The sequence below is a fragment of the Flectobacillus roseus genome (assembly GCF_030056595.1).
GTDB lineage: Bacteria > Bacteroidota > Bacteroidia > Cytophagales > Spirosomataceae > Flectobacillus > Flectobacillus roseus.
The window spans coordinates 955,227-974,779 of record NZ_JASHIF010000002.1; the positions used below are offsets into that span (position 1 = coordinate 955,227).

General features: G+C 36.9%; 21 protein-coding genes and 1 pseudogene. 13 read left to right on the plus strand and 9 right to left on the minus strand.

The window, feature by feature from the left end; genetic code table 11:
* Positions 1 to 9: 9 nt before the first annotated feature.
* On the plus strand, positions 10 to 1,041 hold the full coding sequence (locus QM524_RS04070) for a thioredoxin domain-containing protein (protein WP_283343611.1): 1,032 nt from the start codon (positions 10 to 12) through the stop codon (positions 1,039 to 1,041).
* Between the two features lie 54 nt (positions 1,042 to 1,095).
* Here QM524_RS04070 and QM524_RS04075 read toward each other — a convergent pair whose 3' ends face one another.
* The 5 genes and pseudogenes from QM524_RS04075 to QM524_RS04095 form a co-directional block, all read right to left on the minus strand.
* The gene (locus QM524_RS04075; protein ID WP_283343612.1) at positions 1,096 to 1,644 is read right to left on the minus strand and encodes a tetratricopeptide repeat protein; all 549 of its coding nucleotides are present in this window, start codon (positions 1,642 to 1,644) and stop codon (positions 1,096 to 1,098) included.
* A 24-nt stretch (positions 1,645 to 1,668) separates the two neighbouring features.
* A pseudogene (locus QM524_RS04080) lies at positions 1,669 to 1,977 on the minus strand (MmcQ/YjbR family DNA-binding protein); the annotation flags it as partial.
* Positions 1,978 to 2,032: 55 nt separating this feature from the next.
* Positions 2,033 to 2,221 (minus strand): DUF6728 family protein, encoded by a 189-nt coding sequence (locus QM524_RS04085; protein WP_095166017.1) that lies wholly within the window; start codon positions 2,219 to 2,221, stop codon positions 2,033 to 2,035.
* Between the two features lie 79 nt (positions 2,222 to 2,300).
* Positions 2,301 to 4,349, minus strand: a complete 2,049-nt coding sequence (gene ispG, locus QM524_RS04090; RefSeq protein WP_283343613.1) for a (E)-4-hydroxy-3-methylbut-2-enyl-diphosphate synthase — start codon at positions 4,347 to 4,349, stop codon at positions 2,301 to 2,303.
* Positions 4,350 to 4,494: 145 nt separating this feature from the next.
* Positions 4,495 to 5,355, minus strand: coding sequence for a sugar phosphate nucleotidyltransferase (locus QM524_RS04095; RefSeq protein WP_283343614.1), 861 nt, complete (start codon positions 5,353 to 5,355; stop codon positions 4,495 to 4,497).
* A 503-nt stretch (positions 5,356 to 5,858) separates the two neighbouring features.
* On the opposite strand from QM524_RS04095, the gene QM524_RS04100 reads away from it, so the two are divergent.
* The 5 genes from QM524_RS04100 to QM524_RS04120 all read left to right on the plus strand — a co-directional run bounded on the left by QM524_RS04100 (position 5,859) and on the right by QM524_RS04120 (position 9,973).
* Positions 5,859 to 6,509: a uracil-DNA glycosylase family protein gene (locus QM524_RS04100; RefSeq protein WP_283343615.1), complete on the plus strand. Its 651-nt coding sequence runs from the start codon at positions 5,859 to 5,861 to the stop codon at positions 6,507 to 6,509.
* A 391-nt stretch (positions 6,510 to 6,900) separates the two neighbouring features.
* Entirely contained in the window at positions 6,901 to 7,320 is a 420-nt protein-coding gene (locus QM524_RS04105; protein ID WP_095166024.1) for a 6-pyruvoyl trahydropterin synthase family protein, read from the plus strand.
* A complete protein-coding gene (gene folE / locus QM524_RS04110) occupies positions 7,280 to 7,981 on the plus strand; it encodes a GTP cyclohydrolase I FolE (RefSeq protein ID WP_095166025.1) in 702 nt (233 codons plus the stop codon). The genes QM524_RS04105 and folE overlap by 41 nt, the downstream gene beginning before the upstream one ends.
* Before the next feature lie 270 nt (positions 7,982 to 8,251).
* Positions 8,252 to 8,953, plus strand: coding sequence for an SDR family NAD(P)-dependent oxidoreductase (locus tag QM524_RS04115; protein ID WP_283343616.1), 702 nt, complete (start codon positions 8,252 to 8,254; stop codon positions 8,951 to 8,953).
* Positions 8,954 to 9,052: 99 nt separating this feature from the next.
* Complete coding sequence (locus QM524_RS04120; RefSeq protein WP_095166100.1) at positions 9,053 to 9,973, plus strand: SPFH domain-containing protein; 921 nt, start codon at positions 9,053 to 9,055, stop codon at positions 9,971 to 9,973.
* 32 nt (positions 9,974 to 10,005) lie between these two features.
* Here QM524_RS04120 and QM524_RS04125 read toward each other — a convergent pair whose 3' ends face one another.
* The gene (locus QM524_RS04125) at positions 10,006 to 10,872 is read right to left on the minus strand and encodes an alpha/beta fold hydrolase (protein WP_283343617.1); all 867 of its coding nucleotides are present in this window, start codon (positions 10,870 to 10,872) and stop codon (positions 10,006 to 10,008) included.
* Entirely contained in the window at positions 10,823 to 11,806 is a 984-nt protein-coding gene (locus tag QM524_RS04130; RefSeq protein WP_166577764.1) for a cation diffusion facilitator family transporter, read from the minus strand. Before QM524_RS04130 ends, QM524_RS04125 begins: the two co-directional genes overlap by 50 nt.
* Positions 11,807 to 12,043: 237 nt before the next feature.
* Here QM524_RS04130 and QM524_RS04135 point away from each other — a divergent pair, with 237 nt between their 5' ends.
* From QM524_RS04135 to QM524_RS04155, 5 genes are all read left to right on the plus strand, one after another.
* Complete coding sequence (locus QM524_RS04135; RefSeq protein WP_283343618.1) at positions 12,044 to 12,592, plus strand: NUDIX domain-containing protein; 549 nt, start codon at positions 12,044 to 12,046, stop codon at positions 12,590 to 12,592.
* A 66-nt stretch (positions 12,593 to 12,658) separates the two neighbouring features.
* On the plus strand, positions 12,659 to 13,273 hold the full coding sequence (locus tag QM524_RS04140) for a LysE family translocator (RefSeq protein ID WP_095166037.1): 615 nt from the start codon (positions 12,659 to 12,661) through the stop codon (positions 13,271 to 13,273).
* A 2-nt stretch (positions 13,274 to 13,275) separates the two neighbouring features.
* Entirely contained in the window at positions 13,276 to 14,415 is a 1,140-nt protein-coding gene (locus QM524_RS04145) for a glycerate kinase (RefSeq protein WP_283343619.1), read from the plus strand.
* Positions 14,408 to 15,001, plus strand: coding sequence for a Crp/Fnr family transcriptional regulator (locus QM524_RS04150; RefSeq protein WP_283343620.1), 594 nt, complete (start codon positions 14,408 to 14,410; stop codon positions 14,999 to 15,001). Before QM524_RS04145 ends, QM524_RS04150 begins: the two co-directional genes overlap by 8 nt.
* A gap of 70 nt (positions 15,002 to 15,071) precedes the next feature.
* Positions 15,072 to 15,638, plus strand: coding sequence for a DinB family protein (locus QM524_RS04155; protein ID WP_283343621.1), 567 nt, complete (start codon positions 15,072 to 15,074; stop codon positions 15,636 to 15,638).
* Positions 15,639 to 15,729: 91 nt separating this feature from the next.
* Here QM524_RS04155 and QM524_RS04160 read toward each other — a convergent pair whose 3' ends face one another.
* Both QM524_RS04160 and surE read right to left on the minus strand, forming a co-directional pair.
* Entirely contained in the window at positions 15,730 to 17,271 is a 1,542-nt protein-coding gene (locus QM524_RS04160) for a GH3 family domain-containing protein (protein ID WP_283343622.1), read from the minus strand.
* Between the two features lie 169 nt (positions 17,272 to 17,440).
* Positions 17,441 to 18,217: a 5'/3'-nucleotidase SurE gene (gene surE / locus QM524_RS04165; protein WP_283343642.1), complete on the minus strand. Its 777-nt coding sequence runs from the start codon at positions 18,215 to 18,217 to the stop codon at positions 17,441 to 17,443.
* A 232-nt stretch (positions 18,218 to 18,449) separates the two neighbouring features.
* Between surE and QM524_RS04170 the strand changes: the two genes are divergently transcribed.
* Positions 18,450 to 19,022 carry a 1-acyl-sn-glycerol-3-phosphate acyltransferase gene (locus QM524_RS04170; RefSeq protein ID WP_283343623.1) on the plus strand — a complete coding sequence of 191 codons (573 nt, stop codon included), beginning with the start codon at positions 18,450 to 18,452 and terminating at the stop codon, positions 19,020 to 19,022.
* Positions 19,006 to 19,500, plus strand: coding sequence for a GNAT family N-acetyltransferase (locus QM524_RS04175; protein ID WP_283343624.1), 495 nt, complete (start codon positions 19,006 to 19,008; stop codon positions 19,498 to 19,500). The genes QM524_RS04170 and QM524_RS04175 overlap by 17 nt, the downstream gene beginning before the upstream one ends.
* The last annotated feature ends 53 nt before the right edge of the window (positions 19,501 to 19,553 follow it).

The window sequence follows — 19,553 nt, forward strand, 5'->3', positions numbered from 1 at the left end:
ACTTGCACTATGAAAAGAGTTTTTCCAAGTATCGCTGTTTTGTTGCTACTGAGTCTTTCATCAATCGCCCAAAGAGGCGTTAGTTTTATTTCTGGTGGAAATTTAAGAACCGTATTTGACTTGGCAAAAGTCCAAAATAAAGCGGTTTTTTTGGAAGCTTATGCTCCCACTTGCCATGTTTGTATGGCATTTAAACCTACATTCGAGAATCAACAAGTTGGAGATATTTACAATAAAAACTATATCTCCTATAAATTGGATATGACTTCTCCAGAGGCAGCTGGTTTTTTACAAAAACAAAATATTTGGATTCCATCAACGCCAACTTTGTTGTTTTTTGATAAGGATGTAAAATTAATGCACATTGCTATTATGGGAGAAAATACCAACTCACCTGAAGCACTTATTTCTTCGGCAATGATTGCAATGAACCCACAAAAACGGGCAACTGCCTACAAAGCTATTTATCAGAGTGGCAACAGAACTACCAATTTCTTAATTGACTATGGATACATGGCTCGTATCTTGAAAGATACACTGATGAATATTACTGTTTTGAAAACCTATGCCAAATCTATTCCAACGTCTCAGTACACAAGTAATGTAAATTTTGCAGTACTTCAAAAAGCCATTATGGATGATGAGAATCCACTTTTTGTGTACATGATTAACCACCTTGCAGAATTTAATGCCAAGTTTGATAAAAATTTAGTCAAGCAAACAGCGGAGAATATCATTATGTACTCGCTCTATTCGAGTAGAGGAAATAAGTATTCATCTGCTAAAATCGCCCAAGTAAAAGCAAATTTGGCTAAACTAGGTGTAACTCAAAAAGCTATAGGCGTGCGTATCTTCCGCGAGGAGGCCACTGCATTGTTTAGAGAAGGCAAATCTGCGGAGGCGATTAAAATACTAGAATCTATTATAGATGCGAAAACAGATAAAGCAAGCTATACTTATCTAAGCAATTTTGTGAAATCTAGAACTTCAGATAAAGCTGCCTTAGCAAAGGCTACTATCTGGGCTGCAAAAGGGCGTTAATCTGTAAGATACTAAAATAAAAAAGGTGAATGACTCTATATCATTCACCTTTTTTTAGATTTTGTCTATGTATTCAAAGCTGGTTCTCAAAATATAGGCCGAATCTTCATCTCCCAATTGTACGGCTTGTTGAAAATCTTCAATAGCGTTTTTCCGTTGACCCAATTGGTATCTCGCAATACCTCGCCATCGAAGGGCAATCGGATTTTCACTTCTAAAATGCCAATCGGCTTTGTCAAACTCCAAAAAAGCGCCATCATAATCTTCCAGCTTGTAAAGAATCTTTCCTTTGGTAACATAAGACTCTCCAACCGTATTATCAAAACTCAACGATTGTTCGATATCGTACAAGGCCGAGTATAAGTTTCCCAACTGTAAATTACAGATTGAGCGAAAATAATGCGCTTTGGCTGATTTTGGAAAGCGCTTTAGTTTTTCAGAAAAAAAAGAAAGCGCCTCTTTGTATTTTCTGTGCTGAATAAGATGTTCACCATCTTCAAGCTTTTCTTTATTTTTGATGGTAATAAACTTCTCTTCTATCCAATTGAAAAACATCAATGTTAGAACATAAGGCAAAAAGAAAAAGAGGACTAACCATTCCATAGTACACGAACAATTGCTATTGGTTTATAATTGTGCTAACTCTGCTTGAAGTTTTTTGGTTAAACCCGACGCTACAATTTCATAAGAGTGGTCTATGAGTTCAGTCGCCATCTTCGTAGGAGTTCTTTCAAAATTAACGGTATTCCAATGTTTTTTGTTCATGTGGTACCCAGGAATAATAAAAGAAAATTCCTCCCGAAGAGAAATTGCTTTTTCAGGCTCACATTTTAGGTTTACTGTAAAAACCTCACTATCCAATCCTGTAAGGGCAAATATTTTTCCCATGACTTTATACACCAAGGTCTCTGGTCCGAAAGGAAGTTCTTCTGTAACGCCTTTTTTTGATCAACAATATTCCCTGAACTGTTCGATATCCATAAAATTATCACTAGCGAATAAAAGCGCGATAAATCATAACGACTAAACAAACCAAAAACATCAAAATCGAAATTTTGTTGATGAAGTGCATCGTACGCAAGTTGAAACTTGTTGGTTTTGAAGGATCTGGTTTTGAGAAAACTCTTAGAAAATAACCAAAGGCTTCACCTAATTTGAATTGATCTTTGAGACGACTCATGGCTTTTGAAATCTATTGTGAAACAATATTTATTTGAGTGTGATTCTTTATGGCTTATATAAAGAATGGGATTTTAACATTAAAGAATATCCGCTAATTCAGGATTTTGAACAGGCTCAAACCACACGCCGTCTTCCTTAATTAGCTCGATAAGTTCGTCTACTGCTCGGTCTGCATGCACAGATTTTTTAACAACCTGCTGTCCGCGATACAAAGCGATTTTATCTTTTCCGATACCTACATAACCATAATCTGCATCTGCCATCTCACCAGGTCCATTTACAATGCAACCCATAATTCCAATTTTTACACCTTTTAAATGGTCAGTTCTTTTGCGAATCATAGCAGTAGTTTCTTGCAAATCAAACAAGGTTCGACCACAAGAAGGACATGAGATATACTCAGTTTTACTCATACGAGTTCTGGCAGCTTGCAAAATCCCAAATGCTGTTGCATTGTAGATTTTGGCCAAACTTTTAAACGCTGAAGCTGGGGTGTCTTGAGGAACAGAGAGTATCGTTCCATCCCCTAAACCATCTACTAACAACCCGCCCAAATCAGTAGCAGAGAATAGTTGGAAATCACTAGTAGACATAGTTTCGTATTGGCGCCAAATAACTACAGGAAGTTTAATGCCTTGACTAATGAGTTCAAAGAAGAAACGTCTCAATGCAGGCATTCCGTGCGTATTATTTGTAGAAATCACCAAAACAGCATCTCTCAGAGAAGACAAGCTCTGAATCAACTCTGGCTTGAGATTGTCTATGTTAATAGTAATGAAATTCAGTGAGTTATGTGTTTTGATTTCGCCCGATATTGCCTCAAGAGAAATCATGGGGAATAAATTTTCTGGACAATTTTTTTCTAGCCAAATTTTGTGGTCAACTATCTCTTTTAGCCCCATCGGCAACATAAATGTAGCAGGACGCTGTCCAGTATAAACAAAATCAGCCCCCAAGTCATTCATTGCCCATTTATCCGTAGCTGGTAAGTAAAAATGCCCAATTGGTTTCAAATCATCATGTTCATTGATACCTACATGCGAGTAGTCTGCAATTACTCTTGGAACATTATGTCCACCGAATACGGATACCTCAGTCGTTGCTCTTCGGAAGTGTTGGAATGGGTTGATAGGAGAGTCAAAAGCCTCAGAAAGTTGTGCGTCTGCGGGTTTCCAAGCAGGTATCAAAGTAGTAGTTTCAGCACGATTAGTGTATCTGTCGATAAGACTTTTGGCAACAGGTGCTTCAAATTCTGGGTCTTCCGTCAACGAAACACGAACGGTATCTCCAAGACCATCTTCCAACAAAGTTCCGATTCCTACAGCCGACTTGATACGACCATCTTCACCCTCTCCAGCCTCAGTTACACCCAAATGTAGTGGGTAAGGTTTTAGCCCTTCTTCATTCAACTTTTTGCAAAGCAAGCGATAAGCTTCTACCATTACTTGTGTATTCGAAGCTTTCATGGAAAGAACAATATTGAAGTAGTTCTCGTCTTCACATATCCTCAAGAATTCTAAGGCGGACTCAACCATTCCGAGTGGAGTATCACCATATCTACTCAAAATTCTATCACTCAAAGAACCATGATTGGTGCCAATACGCATGGCAGTTCCGTACTCTTTGCAGATTTTAATCAAGGGAACAAACTTATCTCTGATACGTTCGAGTTCTGCTTGGTAAGAAGATTCGGTATAATCAATGGTTTCAAAACGCTTCTTGTCAGCATAGTTTCCTGGATTGATACGTACCTTTTCCACTAATCTCGCTGCTAATTCAGCTGCATTAGGTGTAAAGTGTATATCTGCGACCAATGGAACATTGCAACCACGATTACGAAGTTCTTTGCGAATATTCTCTAAGTTTTGCGCTTCCTTTACAGAAGGTGCTGTAATACGTACCAATTCACAACCAGACTCTACCATTCTGAGTGTCTGCTCAACCGAACCGATGGTATCCATGGTGTCGATAGTAGTCATAGATTGAATACGAATTGGATATTGCGAGCCCATCCACAAATCCCCAATGTTCACAGAGATTGTTTCGCGACGTTTATATTCGGTAAGAGAAGTACAATATTTGGTTCCTTTTTCGATAAGGTTTACTATTTGAGAGTTATTCGACATAACGAGCTAAAATATAAATTTGAGTTTTTGCCAATACTATTGACTGCACAAATTTAGGGCTTATTGGTAGATTGACAATAAAATACCCCGACTGTTTCTATAACAACAGTCGGGGTAGGAAGGTTATGAATTCAGGCTGAATATTTTAGAAATCACCAAATTCATCAACTAAATATTTTTGAACCAAGGAAATGTCACCTTTAGACGTCAAGTCAGGCACATTTTCGGCTACAGGAACAGTGGTTACTAAACCTGGGTTTTCTTTTGCCATTCGAGTAACTGCACTTGGCAACTCACGTTCGTTACGAATCGGGTTGAAAGGCTCAGACTGTACATATTTCAAAATATCATCATATTTGAAGTGAAATACATTCATATTTACCCCAATTTGACCAGCAACACGCTTTGCTTCAGCAATTTGTTCATCGTTTGGCTTCTCCAAGATTTCTACCAAACTACCATCTTCGTTAGTTTTGATAATAGCAAAAGCTTTCACACGTTCTGGCTCCACACCTAAGGCATCGGCGTTGTAAGAAACTACCGCATTCGGGATTTCCGCATCTTTCAATAGTGTAAGTACAGAAACAGAATAAAGATTATCTGAATTACAAACAGTGAAGCGTTCGCCTTTCCATTCGGGTGTTTGCTCTAATGCTTGCTGAATTGCATCAGCAGTACCCGCTGGTTTTTCACGATCTGGGGCAATTTGCTGAGTAGCGAATTTAAAAGTAAATCCCCAAGCTTTTCCATCTGCCACCAATTGGTCATAATAAGGTTGTGTAACAGTATCTTTAGGATTTTTCAAAATCAAAACTTCATTGTATCCAGCACGATGAGCATTGTATAAAAGATAATCCATAAACGGACGACCGTCTTTTCCCACGCCAATCATTCCTTTCGGAAGCGTATTTGCTTGTTCGATTAGCTTTTCATCCAAATTTGAATTGCCGTCTGTTTTTTTCATGCGAGAAGACATCCCGCCTGCCATGATTAATAGTTTTGCCATATAAATAATGCTCGATGAAAGTAGCAATATATTTTTAAAAATAGTGTTGCTTAAGCCTCAAAAGCGAGGTAATATATTACCGCAAATTTAGGAATAGTTTTGATTTTTTAACTAAACTAATTAAAAAACTCTAATATCCCCAAATTTCGGTTTCCGTGTAAGTTTTGACTTAAAAGTAAACTAATTCATAAACAGGAGTTTGTATTTTTGTATATTAAAATATTAATCCTAATTTATCTATTCTTCAAGAAATCATATTTAACTTGAGTTTTAATAACATTCCAATTGAATCTCCTTAAATTTTTCTCAAAATGGATTATTTTGTTTAGTTCTGCGTCTTACTTTTTAAATAGGCATTCTCGTGTTAAAACAAAAAGTAATAGTTAAATCAAGAATTTATGAACTCGATGCACCCAAACAATATGAATTCATTGCTGACTCCAGCAATTTTAGAAAAGTTTAAACAGTTTCTACCTTCATATAAACTTTAGATTTCAAATATTATGCAAAACACAAATTTTGAGACAAAAATTAACGCTTTCTGGAATAAAGTTATACAGCGCTATGACTTATATCTAGAACAGTTTGCAGAAAATGAGCGTCAAGATTATTATGTATTTCAAACGGAATATCGCGAAAATCCAGAAGTCATGATAGTTGGAATAAATCCAGGAGGAAATTGTACAAGAAATCAAAAATGGTTGTGTGCTCCAAAAGGGGAGAGCGGATATATAGATGGAACGCATCAATGGTTTGTTACATTAAGAAGAATTTTTGGTTATCCAAAAAATAGCCTTTTGAAGGATAAACTTGAAAACTGCGTTGGATCCAATATTACCTTTATTAATACAGGTAATTCTGGTCAAATACCTAAAGAATTAAAAAGTCCAGATTTCATTAGAGAGTTAGTGAGGGAAATAATTAAACCTAAGTGTATCATTGCATTAGGAATAGATCCATTTTATGCTTTGAAAAATAAACCTGAAAAGGTAAAGCAGTTTGGAAGTATTGCTTTAAAATATTCTGAATTTAATGGGAATCCAATTTGCTTTATTCCCAATCCTTCTGCTAGCAATACAAAATACTATAACGGAAATAAGTGTGAAGACTGGCAGAAGGCACTTGAATGGTTCTTGTCGCAACCATCTCAGTAATCTATTATATTAGTAAATCTTTATATATTTGTATAATCAAACACAGAATTGTATCTTACTGAACAATCTCAATCATTTATGTGTTTGGTATTTATAGGGTCAAACAAAACCATTTTATGTTTCAGGATTAAAATCTTTTTGTTTAATGTTTTTTAAAATATTTTAAACAAAATCGAAACCTTTTCTTCAAACATAAAGTTTGACTTAATGAAAGAACTACTCGCCGATTTAGTTTAAGAGTGTTGCTGACAACCTTTCAGACGACTTTTAAACTTGATGACTAAATCCCCGATAAAATATAGTTTGTTTCAAAGAGAGCGAAAGCTCGGGATGTGTCCTGCCCGATATGTCCATTTGTCTCTAAATTCACTTTTAAATTAGCAAAATTACAATGAGTACAAAGCGAGTGGCGGTGTTCCGCAAAGAACACTTTAATGCCGCACATCGCCTTCATAATCCTAATTGGACGGATGAGAAGAACGAGCGAGTTTACGGTAAATGTAATAATCCAACCTTTCATGGTCATAATTACGAATTGATTGTACAAGTGATTGGAGAATTAGATCCTGAAACTGGCTATGTGATTGATATGAAGGTGTTGAGCGATATTATAAAGGTTGAAATCTTGGATCGATTTGATCATCGAAACTTAAACCTTGATACTGAGGAGTTTAAAGATCTTAATCCATCTGCAGAGAATATTGCTATTGTTATTTATGACATTCTCAGAAACAAACTAAACCCAAACTTGGATATTAAAATCAGATTATATGAGACAGAACGAAACTTTGTTGAATACCCTGTTGGATAATAATGGAAAATTATTGCTAACAGATGAAGAAATTGGCGATGATCATATTTCGACTTCTGTGGATACACCTATGCGTGCTGATGCCTTTGAGTTGAGCGACGATGAAAAGATAGCTCAAATCGAATATCATTTCAGACAAATCATGGAAACTTTAGGACTAGATTTGACGGATGATTCATTGAAAGGTACGCCAAAACGTGTAGCTAAAATGTATGTTAAGGAGATATTCAGTGGTTTAGACCCTAAAAATAAACCTTCTATTGCATTGTTTGAGAACAAATATCAATACAATGAAATGTTGGTGGAAAAAAATATTTCCTTCTACTCAAACTGTGAGCATCATTTTGTGCCAATTTTTGGTAAGGCTCATGTGGCTTATATTGCTGAAGGTAAAGTAGTTGGCTTGTCTAAGCTTAACCGTATTGTTCAGCATTATGCTAAGCGCCCACAAGTACAAGAGCGTTTGACAGTGCAAATTGCCAAAGATTTACAGGAGATTTTAGGAACTGAAAATGTCGCTGTTATGATAGATGCAAAACACCTTTGCGTTGCCTCTCGTGGCGTAAAAGATGATACTTCATCGACTGTAACTAGTTATTATGGCGGTAAATTTCAGGAAGAAAGCGTACGTCAGGAGTTTTTGAAGTACATAGGAATATAAGTATCCGTGCAAAATTTGATTGAAGTTATTTGTTTTAGGGAACAGGCAACAGGCACAAGGCAAAGAGTGTTAAAATGTTTTTAGTAACTATAGATATGTTTTTTTGCCGATTGCCTCGTGTCTAAATCACATAAAATAGATCTTATTTTGCGTTAGTACTTAATAAGAAACGCGCTTATTAATTGAAATTAAAACAAAAAAAGGCATTTGAAGTTTATACTTTAAATGCCTTTTTTTGTTTAAGATATTTACAAAAATACTCCACAAAATATGACAAAGAATTATTTAGTGATTGGTGCTAGTTCAGGAATAGGTGAGGCAATCGCTTCGCAATTGCAGAGAGAAGGACACCAAGTTTTTTCTGCCTCTAGAAATACCCCAAAAGTTGAAGGAGTTATTCATTTGACTTGGGATGCAAGTGCTCCGGATGCTTCGGTATTTAGTCAATTGCCTGAATCATTGGATGGATTGGTATATTGCCCCGGTACGATTAATTTGAAACCTATAAACAGGTTGTCTACAGACGATTTTAAAAATGACTTTCAAATAAATGTGGTTGGTGCAGTTGCTGTGATTCAAGCGGTATTGCCAAAACTCAAGAAAGCAGATGGCGCTTCAATCGTATTGTTTAGTACAGTGGCAGCCAAAATTGGAATGGGTTTTCATGCCTCGGTAGCGGCATCGAAAGGAGCTGTGGAAGGATTAACAAAATCGTTAGCTGCAGAGCTATCTCCTTTGAAAATTCGTGTCAACTGTGTGGCTCCATCGTTGACAGATACACCTTTAGCCAAAAACTTACTATCAACTGAAGAGAAAAAAGAAGCTTCAAACAAACGTCATCCGCTTGGACGTGTTGGTACCGCAGATGACATAGCACGTATCTCTACCTTTTTATTAAGTGAACTTTCGTCATGGACTACTGGTCAAATAATCGGGGTCGATGGAGGTATGGGAAGCATAAAAGGCGCATAAATTTGAAATATTATTATCGACTTTGGTATTTTTTCTGTAAAATTGAAACAGCATATTCGTCCGAGTATGCTGTTTTTTTTAACCTATAACTTTACAACTATGTCGTTTTTACTTGTTTTATTAGTGATTGCCTTTCCTCTTTTGGCACTTTCGTTTGCGGTGGTCAATCAGGGAACTGTTGCAGTGGTGACTATTTTTGGTAAATACCAGCGAATCATGACACCAGGGCTAAACTTTAAAATTCCGTTTATTGAAGCAATTTTCAAGAAAATCTCTATTCAAAGTCGTTCGATCGAACTCGAATTTCAAGCTATTACTGCCGATCAAGCCAATGTGAACTTCAAAGCCATGTTGGTTTATGCTGTAATGAACCAAGAGGAGGAAACTATCAAAAATGTAGCCTTTAAGTTTATGGACGAGCGCTCATTTATGCAAGCTTTGATTCGTACGATTGAAGGTACTATTCGTGCATTGGTGGCAACTAAGCGCCAAGCTGAGGTGCTTGGTCTGAGAAGCGAAATTGTGATTCAGGTAAAGGAGCACATCGATAATACCCTCGAGACTTGGGGATATCATTTGATTGACTTACAACTGAATGACATTGCTTTTGATGAAGCAATTATGCGCTCGATGGCACAAATTGTGGCTTCAAATAACTTAAAAGCTGCTGCTGAAAATGAAGGTCAGGCTTTGTTAATTACCAAAACAAAAGCCGCTGAGGCAGAAGGAAATGCCATTCGTATTGCAGCTGAAGCCGAAAAAGTGGCAGCACAATTGCGTGGACAAGGGGTTGCGTTGTTCCGTGAGGAAGTAGCTAAAGGGATGGCAGAGTCTGCTAAAGTAATGAAAGATAACCAATTAGATGCTTCACTCATTTTATTCTCAATGTGGACTGAAGCCATTAAGCATTTCGCTGAACAAGGAAAAGGAAATGTTATTTTCTTAGACGGTTCAACTGAAGGAATGGAAAAAACGATGAAACAGCTTTCAGCTTTACAACAATTGAAAGAAGTGAAATAGTCTCCAAAATCGTAGACCTTACTAATTAAGGTCTACGGTTTTAATAACAAATCTTTTATCAAATCTTTCCTTTCTTCAGTCAACAAATGACCGTTTTCGGGTAAAAAGATAAACTGTTTTGGTGCTTCAGTTATCATAGAGTCCAAATAAGCTCCATTTCGCGTATCAATAATCCAATCTCGTCCTCCTTGTAAAATCACCACTGGGCAGTGAATTTTACGCCAATCCTTTTCTAAATTTGCTAAGTCTTTTTGATGAGAAAATTTCTCTTCACTCGCTCTATTTACATACGACGGCAAAAAGAACTTTACTAATCCAGTATTTACGGGCTTAGAGAACCACCAGTATTTTTCTAGTTTTGGCGCACAAGCAGGAGAAATCAGAAATAGTTTTTTGACTAAAGCTGGATAATCCATTGCTAGTTTGGCAGCAATTGCAGCGCCATACGAACGTCCCACCACCGTTATTTCGTAGTCAGGATATTTTTTTAGCAATTCATAAAATGCTTTTGCCTGTTCATCAATGGTCGCTAACTTTCTGTCAGATCGGTTATACCCGAATCGGTCGGCAGCAACGATTTTAAACTTCTGCAACAACAAAGAGTCATTTAGATAATCTTTATAGCCAAACCATGCACCGGGTGCGCCATGTATGAGGAACAGTAATTTATGACGAACATTGGTTGATTGAGCAAAATAAATTTTCTTATGCTCGTATTCTGCATAACTGAAATCGGGCTTGGGCGGTAAGGCAGCGTAGTATTCATCTACTTGACTGGCGCTCATTGTAAAACCTTGAAGACATGCACTTAGACCTAAAACACAACATACAAAGGCCAGAGCAATAAGACTATATGCTTTCAATGAAGTGTTTTTGATTAAGCGATAAATTGACTTCATTCCATTCAATAGTTTTGGAAACAGGGAATTTTCTAATAGGACAATCCTGTACTTTACAATAATAACAGCAATCGTCGAGACATGGATCGGCGTGTATGAATATTTCTACATTGCCTTGAAATTCAGCGCCTAAGATATCTTCAAATTCGTGAACATTGGCATGTACCACTTCGAGATTATAATAACGAGGCAATGTAATATGACAGTCGATGTGCAGATCGGCTCCGTAGTGTTGGATACGCAAATTATGAATATCTATCCACTCGGATTTTTTATTGTTTTTCAATATTTGCACTACCTTCTCAAGCGTTTCTTGGTCAGTTTCGTCCATTAATCCCCCGATAGATTTTCGCATGATTTTTATGCCACTCCAACCCATGTACACTGCAAAAATTACAGATGCTACACCGTCTACCCAAGCAGATTCAGTGAATACCACCAATGCCACGGCTGCAATCAAAATAATACCGCTTTGTGCGTCTAATTTGAGGTGCTTTCCATCAGCAATTAAAGTAGGTGACTGATATTTTATCCCTTCTTTTTCGATATAATATCCTAGAAACCAGTTGATAATAACCCCAGAAATGATAATTCCTAAACCCAAAGGAAGATCTGAAAGAGGTTGAGGATTAAAGAAGTTTTGAACCGCATGAAATATAATAAAGATACTTGCAAGTACAATTAAGACGCCTTCCAAACCAGCAGAAAAAAATTCAATTTTACCATGACCATATGGGTGGTTTAGGTCTTTGGGCTGCGAAGCGAGATAAATAGCGTAGAACGCAAATCCACTAGCGACTACATTGATAATTGATTCGAGAGCATCTGTTAAAATAGCACTTGAATAGGTCATGTAATAGGCCACAAATTTGACAATCATCAATAAAGTACTAACTACAAACGAAGCTAGGATAATCCGATATTTAGGGGTCATGGTATTATTAGAATTTGCACAAAGGTACTGAAAGGGAGCTGATTACTAATTTGGAAAGTTTTATTTATACTTTACCATTTTGAAAAAAAATACCACTCCATAATTCCTGATAGCCTTCAATTTGTCGAACGAAAATTATAGGGAATGATTATAAAAACCGAATCAATTTCGGAATAGTTCATATAAAACGTAATATTTCCTGTTTTGTATCTCAGCTTGATGCTCTACCTTTGTGGTATGACAAAAGAAAAAAATCCTTGGACCAAAACCTCTTCTACCCAAGTATACGATAATCCTTGGGTAAGCATAAGACACGAGGAAGTAATTAAACCTAATGGCGAACCGGGTATTTATGGGGTAGCTCATTTTAAAAACAAAGCAATTGCAATTGTTCCTGTTGATAGCGAGTTAAATACTTGGCTAGTAGGACAATATCGATATCCTTTAGAAGAGTATTCTTGGGAAATTCCGATGGGCGGAGGAGCCTTAGACGTAGAGAGTCTTGATTCAGCTAAACGAGAATTGAAAGAAGAAACGGGTATCTCTGCCGAAAGCTGGACAGAGTTGGGACGAATTCATACCTCAAATTCGGTGACTGACGAGGTCGGTTATATGTATTTAGCCGAAAATTTAACTTTTGGTGAATCAGAACCAGACGATACCGAAATTTTGAGGATACAAAAAGTAAGCTTGTCAAAAGCCATCGAAATGGTGATGAATTCAGAAATCACAGACTCGTTGAGTATCGCAGCCTTGTTGAAAGTAGCTAGGTTGAAAGGAATTTAATAAGAAAGAACATTTTGATTGGGACTGTAGATTAACATTTTTCCAATCAAATTTAAGATATTTTGTATGATAACAGCAGCATTTTTTGGTTTTTTGTATGGCTTTATTCTGTGTTTTACATTTGGACCAGCCTTTTTTAGATTGATACAAACGAGTATTGATAATGGCTACAAAAGTGGTATGTTGATAGCATTGGGTGTGACTGCCGCAGATGCGATATTGATGTTTTTGGCAGTGTTTGGCACAGCATTCTTACCACAAATCGACAATTTTGATATGTATTTGTCTGTTGGTGGAGCGGTCTTATTGATGGGGTTGGGTTTAATTAGTATTTTTAAGCAACAACCACAACTGGTATACCCCAAAACCAAATTTGGTACAGTACTGTATTATTTTACCTCCGGACTTTTCCTTAACCTACTTAATCCTTCTAATTATATCGCAGTTTTTGGTACATCTACCTACCTAAAGGGGGCGCAGCATTTCGATTTAGGGCAAATTATAGTTTTCTTTTGTTTGAGTTTGCTGGCCACTATGCTGGCTGAATCGCTTATTTCTTATTACGCGAATAAGATGAAAAGAATACTTACCCCTAAAATAATTACGCGTATCAATCAGGTAGCTGGTTTGGTTTTTATAGGTTCGGCAATGGCTATTTTGTATAAACAGTTTATGATTTAAACATGAAAATCCTCATTGCATGTGATTCATTTAAAGATGCTCTTTCTGCCAAGAAAGTCTGTGAGTCTATTTCTGAAGGAATTTTTTATACATTTCCAGAAGCTCATATAATGCAAAAACCACTGGCTGATGGGGGAGAAGGTACGCTCGAAGCCTTGCAATTGGCATTGGATGGAAAGTATGAGTTTGTACCTACTTTCGATGCCCTTCATCGTTCTATCGAGGCAAGTTATCTTTGGATAGCTCAACAAGAAACAGCCATTATCGAAATGGCAAAGGCTTCGGGATTAGAATTGCTTCGACCAGAGGAAAGAAATGTGATGAAGACTTCCACCTTCGGGACGGGCGTACTTATCAAGCATGCTTTGGATAGAGGAGCAAAAAAGATCTTTTTGACGGTTGGAGGAAGTGCTACCAACGATGCGGGCATGGGTATGGCTAAGACATTAGGATACCAATTTTTGGATGAAAAGGGAAAGACTTTAGAAGCCTCAGGGGAAAATGTAGGGAAAATCGCTTCCATCCTTACACAAGATATAGATACACGAATTTACACCACCGAATTTTATATTGCGACAGACGTGACCAATCCACTATTTGGAAAGAATGGTGCAGCCTTTGTTTATGCTCCACAAAAAGGGGCAAATTCGGAAGAAGTCGAACAATTGAATCATGGTCTTGAGCAAATTCATAGGATATTTAAAGATACCTTTTCCATTGACACGCAAGAGATAGCTGGTGCTGGCGCAGGTGGAGGAATAGGGGCAGGAGGTATTTGTTTTTTGGGCGGAAAAATCATTTCGGCTGCACAATGGGTTTTCGAAACGATTGGTTTGTCAACGGCCGTGGAAGAAGCTGATATTGTTATCACAGGTGAGGGGCGTATCGATAGCCAATCCTTTCAAGGTAAAGTACTTTCTGAGGTTTTGAAATATGCCAAAACATACCAGAAACCTATTTTTGGAATAGCTGGACAAATTCAAGAGCTTGATAAGTTACTAGAAATTCCAGAAGTGGTGTATGTAAGTGCAATTCAGACGGGACCACAATCTCTCGAAATTTCCTTGCAAAATTGTAGAGAATTGCTTTTTCAAAAAGGAAAAGTAATCGGAAAAGTGCTTAAAACGATTCATCATGGATAATCCAGAGGAATCATATCGTTCGTTCGAAAGAACCGTAAATGCTTTTGGGATTCTTAATTCTGAAGAGCTAGATCAATTTTATGCCCTATTCAAGCCAATAAGTTATACTCGAAAATCGGTTTTGACTGAGGCTGGTTCTACCGAAAAATATTTGTATTTTGTGTTAGAGGGTGTTCAACGTATTGTTTTTCAGGATGATATAGGACATGAAGCTACTTTTCTTTTTACCTATCAAGGTAACTTTGGAGGTGTTTTGGATTCCATGCTGACAGGTCGAAAGACCAAATACACGTACGAGACTCTGACAAAATCTACTTTACTTCGTGCCAATATCAAGGAAGTGCGGGATTTAGGCAAAATCTATCCTGCCATTAATCAATTATTATTTGAAGGTCTACTATTCGCTTTCAGTGGGTTGCTCGAAAGATTAGTCGAAATACAATGTTATTCAGCAGACGAAAAATTTCGAATTTTGCTAATTCGAAGCCCGCATATTCTCCAACTTGTACCCCATAAATATTTGGCCAATTATATCGGTATCGACGCTACCAATTTCAGTAAGCTGCTAAATTCTGTAAAATTGTAAATCTTAGAAAATACCAAGATTATTCAAGGTTGACGCTTTTACCTTTGTTCCGAAATCAATATTTTTAATTATGGCATTAACGTATTTTGATACAAAGGAAGATTTACTTCATTTTTTAACAGAACTCGCTGAAAAACAATTGAATAAGGTCATCAAATGGCGACAGTCCATAGATGCAAAAACGCTATTACAGCCTAGTGAGACAGGAGGTTGGAGTGTTGCGCAATGTTTGTCACATCTAAATGCCTACAGTGATTATTATTTGCCAAATTTTCGAGAAAGAATTTTGTCTCAGGGGCAATTTTCCCAAAACCACCCGATAAAATCTACTTGGTTGGGAAAATTGGCGATTAAAAGTATGCATCCAGATACAGGAAAAAGCAAGTTTAAGGCAATGAAAGGCTATATCCCTTCTTCTAAGCTTCCAGCTTTTGAAGTGCTAGATACTTTTATATCACATCAAAAGAATTTACTGGAAATCCTTAAGGTTGCCAGAAATTATCAACTCAATCAGATTACGATTCCTATCTCAATTGCGAAATTTTTGACATTAAGATTAGCTGATGCACTTTATTTTTTAATAATCCATCAAGAGAGACATATCCTTCAAGCAGAGCGGAATATTAAGGGAAAATAGCAATTCATCTAAAAAGGCGACCGAAAATCTAATTTTGATCGCCTTTTTTCATGCTTAAAGAGGAATGAAAGAATTCACTCAACTTTTATATTTATTTCGATAAGAAATTTTCCCAATCTTCAATTTGCGCTTTTTTCTTAATCACCCTTGGGAATTTATTTTGACCACCTGTTTTTCCTTTGGACGCCATAAAATCATAGAAAGTTTTGGCAGGCAGAACACGAACTTTCATTTCACGAAGTGCATGCTTTCTTTCTACAGGATAGTCATCGTTGATTTCACAAAGTGTTTTGTCAATAAACTGTGCTAGTTCTTCTGACTCTATTTTGTCATCAGTACCAACATACCAATGGTGCGCAAAAGTAGTTTCAACTTTTTTCCCTACTACAGTAAACTCACGGATATCAATATTGAAATGTTTGGATGCCAATTCAATGGCTTTATTCATGTTGTCTACAGAGAGGTGTTCGCCACAAAGACTTAAAAAGTGCTTGGTACGACCCGTAATGACAATTTCTGCATTTTTCTTATTAGTAAACTTGATGGTATCGCCAATCAAATATCTCCAAGTTCCAGATACTGTTGAAATGAGCAAAGCATATTCTTTACCTTCTTCTACCTCATCAATCATCAAGGTTTCAGGACGATCTACCATGGTGCCATCAGCATCAAAGTTGTTCTCGTTGAAAGGTACAAATTCGAAGAAAATACCATTATTAAGCACCAAACGCATATCGCTGTTCGGGTGCGTTTGATATGCCAGAAAGCCTTCTGAAGCCAGATAGGTTTCTATGTAGGTAATCGGACGACCAAGTAGTTTTTCAAAACCTTGTTTGTAAGGCTCGAAACTCACACCACCATGACAGAATATCTCTAGGTTCGGCCAAATATCATGGATATTGTTGACACCATATTCCTTGATGATTTTTTCCATCAATAGCTGAATCCACGCAGGAACGCCAACGATAAAGCCAATATCCCAGTTTTTAGCTTGCTTGGTAATTTTATCAAGTTTCTCACTCCAGTCACGTGTGGCGGCTATTTTTTTGCCAGGCTTATAAAATCTTTCGAACCAAAAAGGAATTTTTCCAGCTGTAATACCACTTAAATCACCTTCATAATGCGAGCCCATCTGTTGAAGTTCAGTACTACCACCAAGCATCAAATAGCCCTTTTCGTATAGCTGAGGAGGTAAGTTTTTATAGGAACCCAACGACAAAATCTGACGAATAGATGTTCTGTGAATAGCCTTTACCATATCCTTGGTCACAGGAATATGCTTAGAGGCAGCTTCAGAAGTACCCGAACTCAAGGCAAAATATTTTACTCGCCCCGGCCAAGCTACATTTTTCTCGCCTGCATGCGCTTTGTACCACCATTCACTATACATTTTATTGTAATCATAAACAGGTACTTGATTTTTGAATTTGGTATAGTACTCTTTGTCGTCTGAGAACAAAGCCGCATTCATGATATCTTCAAAATTATATTTGTCACCAAATTGCGTAAAACGGGCTTTATTCAACAATTTAATCAGTGTCTTTTTCTGTAGTTTAGCATGATTCGTTTTTTTACGCTGAATCACAGTTGTTAAACCAATTCCTTTCTTAAGTAGATTACCGACTATTGCCATATGATGATTAAAATTTTGAAAGAGAAAAAGAACCTAACGATTTTGATGCTGAATGATAGAGCAACCTTGCTACTTAATCTCTGAATGATGAAAAATGATTTTCAAAGTTATTGTTAAATTTTGAGGTTAAAATAATGTAAATGTTAAATTCTTAACTGAGTTTTAGCATTTACTCTCCCAATTTAAGGGATTTTAAAACGTCAATTGCTTTATAATCAGTCAAATCGAATTTCACTGGTACAATGGCAATATAATTTTCTTTTAATGCGTCCTCATCAGTATTTCCACCTTTATCATCATTTTGTAGATAACCATCCATCCAATAATAAGCTCTTCCGTATGGATCTTTTCTTTCTTCGAATGATTCGCGGAAAAGTGCATCTGTTTGACGACATATTTTGATTCCTTTGATCGCTTCTTCTTTTTTTGCTGGAATATTTACATTCAATGCTACGCCGTGAGGAAGACCGTTATCTAAAATAGTTTGAGCAATTTGCTTGATGTAAGGCTCGCCATGACCAAATTCAATGTCTGCGCCAAATTCACATAAAGAAAAACCAATTGCAGGAATACCCTCAATTGCTGCTTCGATCGCGGCTGACATCGTTCCACTATATATTACCGCAATTGATGAGTTGGAACCATGATTTATACCACTTACCACCAAATCAATTTTACGACCTTTAAGAACATAATGTTTTCCAAATTTTACACAATCCGCTGGAGTACCGCTACACTGATATGCTTTTACACCTGGTAAAAAATTATGCACTTCGCTCACGCGCAATGGACGGTCAAGGGTTATAGCATGTCCCATACCTGATTGATGAGAGTCTGGCGCAACCACGACAACTTCGCCCAATTGTGACATGATAGCTGCGAGTGTTTTGATACCTTTGGAGGCGATTGAGTCGTCGTTTGAAATAAGAATTAATGGCTTTTGCATTGCAAAGTTGATTTTAGGGATTGTTTTAGTTTGCACTTATTGGTGATTTCGATCTCCTAATCACGAATAACGTTTTCTCCCACAGGAAAATTGATTACATTTGAATGACAATGAACGAAAACAACCTCAAATTTTTATCTCCTCAGAAGCTCATTCTTGGTCAGTTCATATATTTTGGCTCAAAGATAATAGGCTTTTAGAGATTAAAATTAGTTTTGACCTCAATTATACCATGTTGAAAATTATTGGTAAACTGATTTTACAGCTAAGTGGCTGGAAGATTGTAGATAAGACTCCCTTAGGAATCAATAAATATCCCAAAGCGGTAATTATTGCCGTGCCACATACTTCAAATTGGGATTATCCGTACGCTATGGCCACTCTTTATGCCATGGGATGCAAGATTCGCTATTTGGCAAAGGACTCACTTTTTAAATTCCCTTTGGGTATTATCATTCGTGGCTTGGGAGGAATCCCTGTGAATCGCTCCCAAAAAAATAATTTAGTGCAGATGATGACAGATTTGTTAGTAAATGCTCCTGAAATGCAGTTACTTGTTCCTGCTGAAGGAACGCGCTCATACACAAGCGAATGGAAATCTGGTTTTTATCATATTGCCAAGAATGCTGGTGTGCCTATTGTGCTTGGTTTTTTAGATTTTGGGAAAAAAGAAGCAGGCTTTTTAGGCGTATTTCAGCCTTCTGGCAACTATGAGGAGGATTTACCAAAAATTCAATCATTTTATAAAAATATTACTCCTAAACACCCCGAATACTTTTCTTTAAAGGATGCAAAACTCGATTAATTTAAAAATTGCCACGATTGAGGATATTCCTCTGATACAATCTATTGCCGAACAAACTTGGCGACCAACCTACGGGGATATTCTTACAGAAGAGCAGACGCTTTTTATGTTGGATATGATGTATTCTTCAGAGTCGTTGACTCGTCAGTTTGAAAAAAACACTTTTATTGTTGCCTATGAAGGTGATACCCCACTCGGATTTGCTGGTTTCGAACCGAAAGATGATGGGGTGATGAAACTTCATAAACTCTATATGCTCCCAGCTGCCCAAGGTAAAGGCATTGGAAAATTATTGATTCAGGAAGTAGCCAAATATGCCGAGCAACAAGGATTAAAATATGTTTATTTGAATGTAAATCGGAATAATAAAGCGATTGGTTTTTATGAGAAACAGGGTTTTAAAATCATTAAAGAAGAGGATATTAATATCGGTAATGATTACTGGATGAATGATTATGTGATGCAGCTGGATGTATAATTTTTTTAATACAAAATGTAATAAATTAAATTTTGTTTTCGTTTTTTTTCTAA

Coding starts and splice junctions, on each gene's coding strand:
- QM524_RS04125 (WP_283343617.1), bottom strand. CDS start 10,872: ATGAAGTCAATTTATCGCTTAATCAAAAACACTTCATTGAAAGCATAT.
- QM524_RS04140 (WP_095166037.1), top strand. CDS start 12,659: ATGATAACAGCAGCATTTTTTGGTTTTTTGTATGGCTTTATTCTGTGT.
- QM524_RS04135 (WP_283343618.1), top strand. CDS start 12,044: ATGACAAAAGAAAAAAATCCTTGGACCAAAACCTCTTCTACCCAAGTA.
- QM524_RS04115 (WP_283343616.1), top strand. CDS start 8,252: ATGACAAAGAATTATTTAGTGATTGGTGCTAGTTCAGGAATAGGTGAG.
- surE (WP_283343642.1), bottom strand. CDS start 18,217: ATGCAAAAGCCATTAATTCTTATTTCAAACGACGACTCAATCGCCTCC.
- QM524_RS04100 (WP_283343615.1), top strand. CDS start 5,859: ATGCAAAACACAAATTTTGAGACAAAAATTAACGCTTTCTGGAATAAA.
- ispG (WP_283343613.1), bottom strand. CDS start 4,349: ATGTCGAATAACTCTCAAATAGTAAACCTTATCGAAAAAGGAACCAAA.
- QM524_RS04175 (WP_283343624.1), top strand. CDS start 19,006: ATGCAAAACTCGATTAATTTAAAAATTGCCACGATTGAGGATATTCCT.
- QM524_RS04170 (WP_283343623.1), top strand. CDS start 18,450: ATGTTGAAAATTATTGGTAAACTGATTTTACAGCTAAGTGGCTGGAAG.
- QM524_RS04160 (WP_283343622.1), bottom strand. CDS start 17,271: ATGGCAATAGTCGGTAATCTACTTAAGAAAGGAATTGGTTTAACAACT.
- QM524_RS04120 (WP_095166100.1), top strand. CDS start 9,053: ATGTCGTTTTTACTTGTTTTATTAGTGATTGCCTTTCCTCTTTTGGCA.
- folE (WP_095166025.1), top strand. CDS start 7,280: ATGAGACAGAACGAAACTTTGTTGAATACCCTGTTGGATAATAATGGA.
- QM524_RS04070 (WP_283343611.1), top strand. CDS start 10: ATGAAAAGAGTTTTTCCAAGTATCGCTGTTTTGTTGCTACTGAGTCTT.
- QM524_RS04075 (WP_283343612.1), bottom strand. CDS start 1,644: ATGGAATGGTTAGTCCTCTTTTTCTTTTTGCCTTATGTTCTAACATTG.
- QM524_RS04085 (WP_095166017.1), bottom strand. CDS start 2,221: ATGAGTCGTCTCAAAGATCAATTCAAATTAGGTGAAGCCTTTGGTTAT.
- QM524_RS04145 (WP_283343619.1), top strand. CDS start 13,276: ATGAAAATCCTCATTGCATGTGATTCATTTAAAGATGCTCTTTCTGCC.
- QM524_RS04150 (WP_283343620.1), top strand. CDS start 14,408: ATGGATAATCCAGAGGAATCATATCGTTCGTTCGAAAGAACCGTAAAT.
- QM524_RS04155 (WP_283343621.1), top strand. CDS start 15,072: ATGGCATTAACGTATTTTGATACAAAGGAAGATTTACTTCATTTTTTA.
- QM524_RS04130 (WP_166577764.1), bottom strand. CDS start 11,806: ATGACCCCTAAATATCGGATTATCCTAGCTTCGTTTGTAGTTAGTACT.
- QM524_RS04095 (WP_283343614.1), bottom strand. CDS start 5,355: ATGGCAAAACTATTAATCATGGCAGGCGGGATGTCTTCTCGCATGAAA.
- QM524_RS04105 (WP_095166024.1), top strand. CDS start 6,901: ATGAGTACAAAGCGAGTGGCGGTGTTCCGCAAAGAACACTTTAATGCC.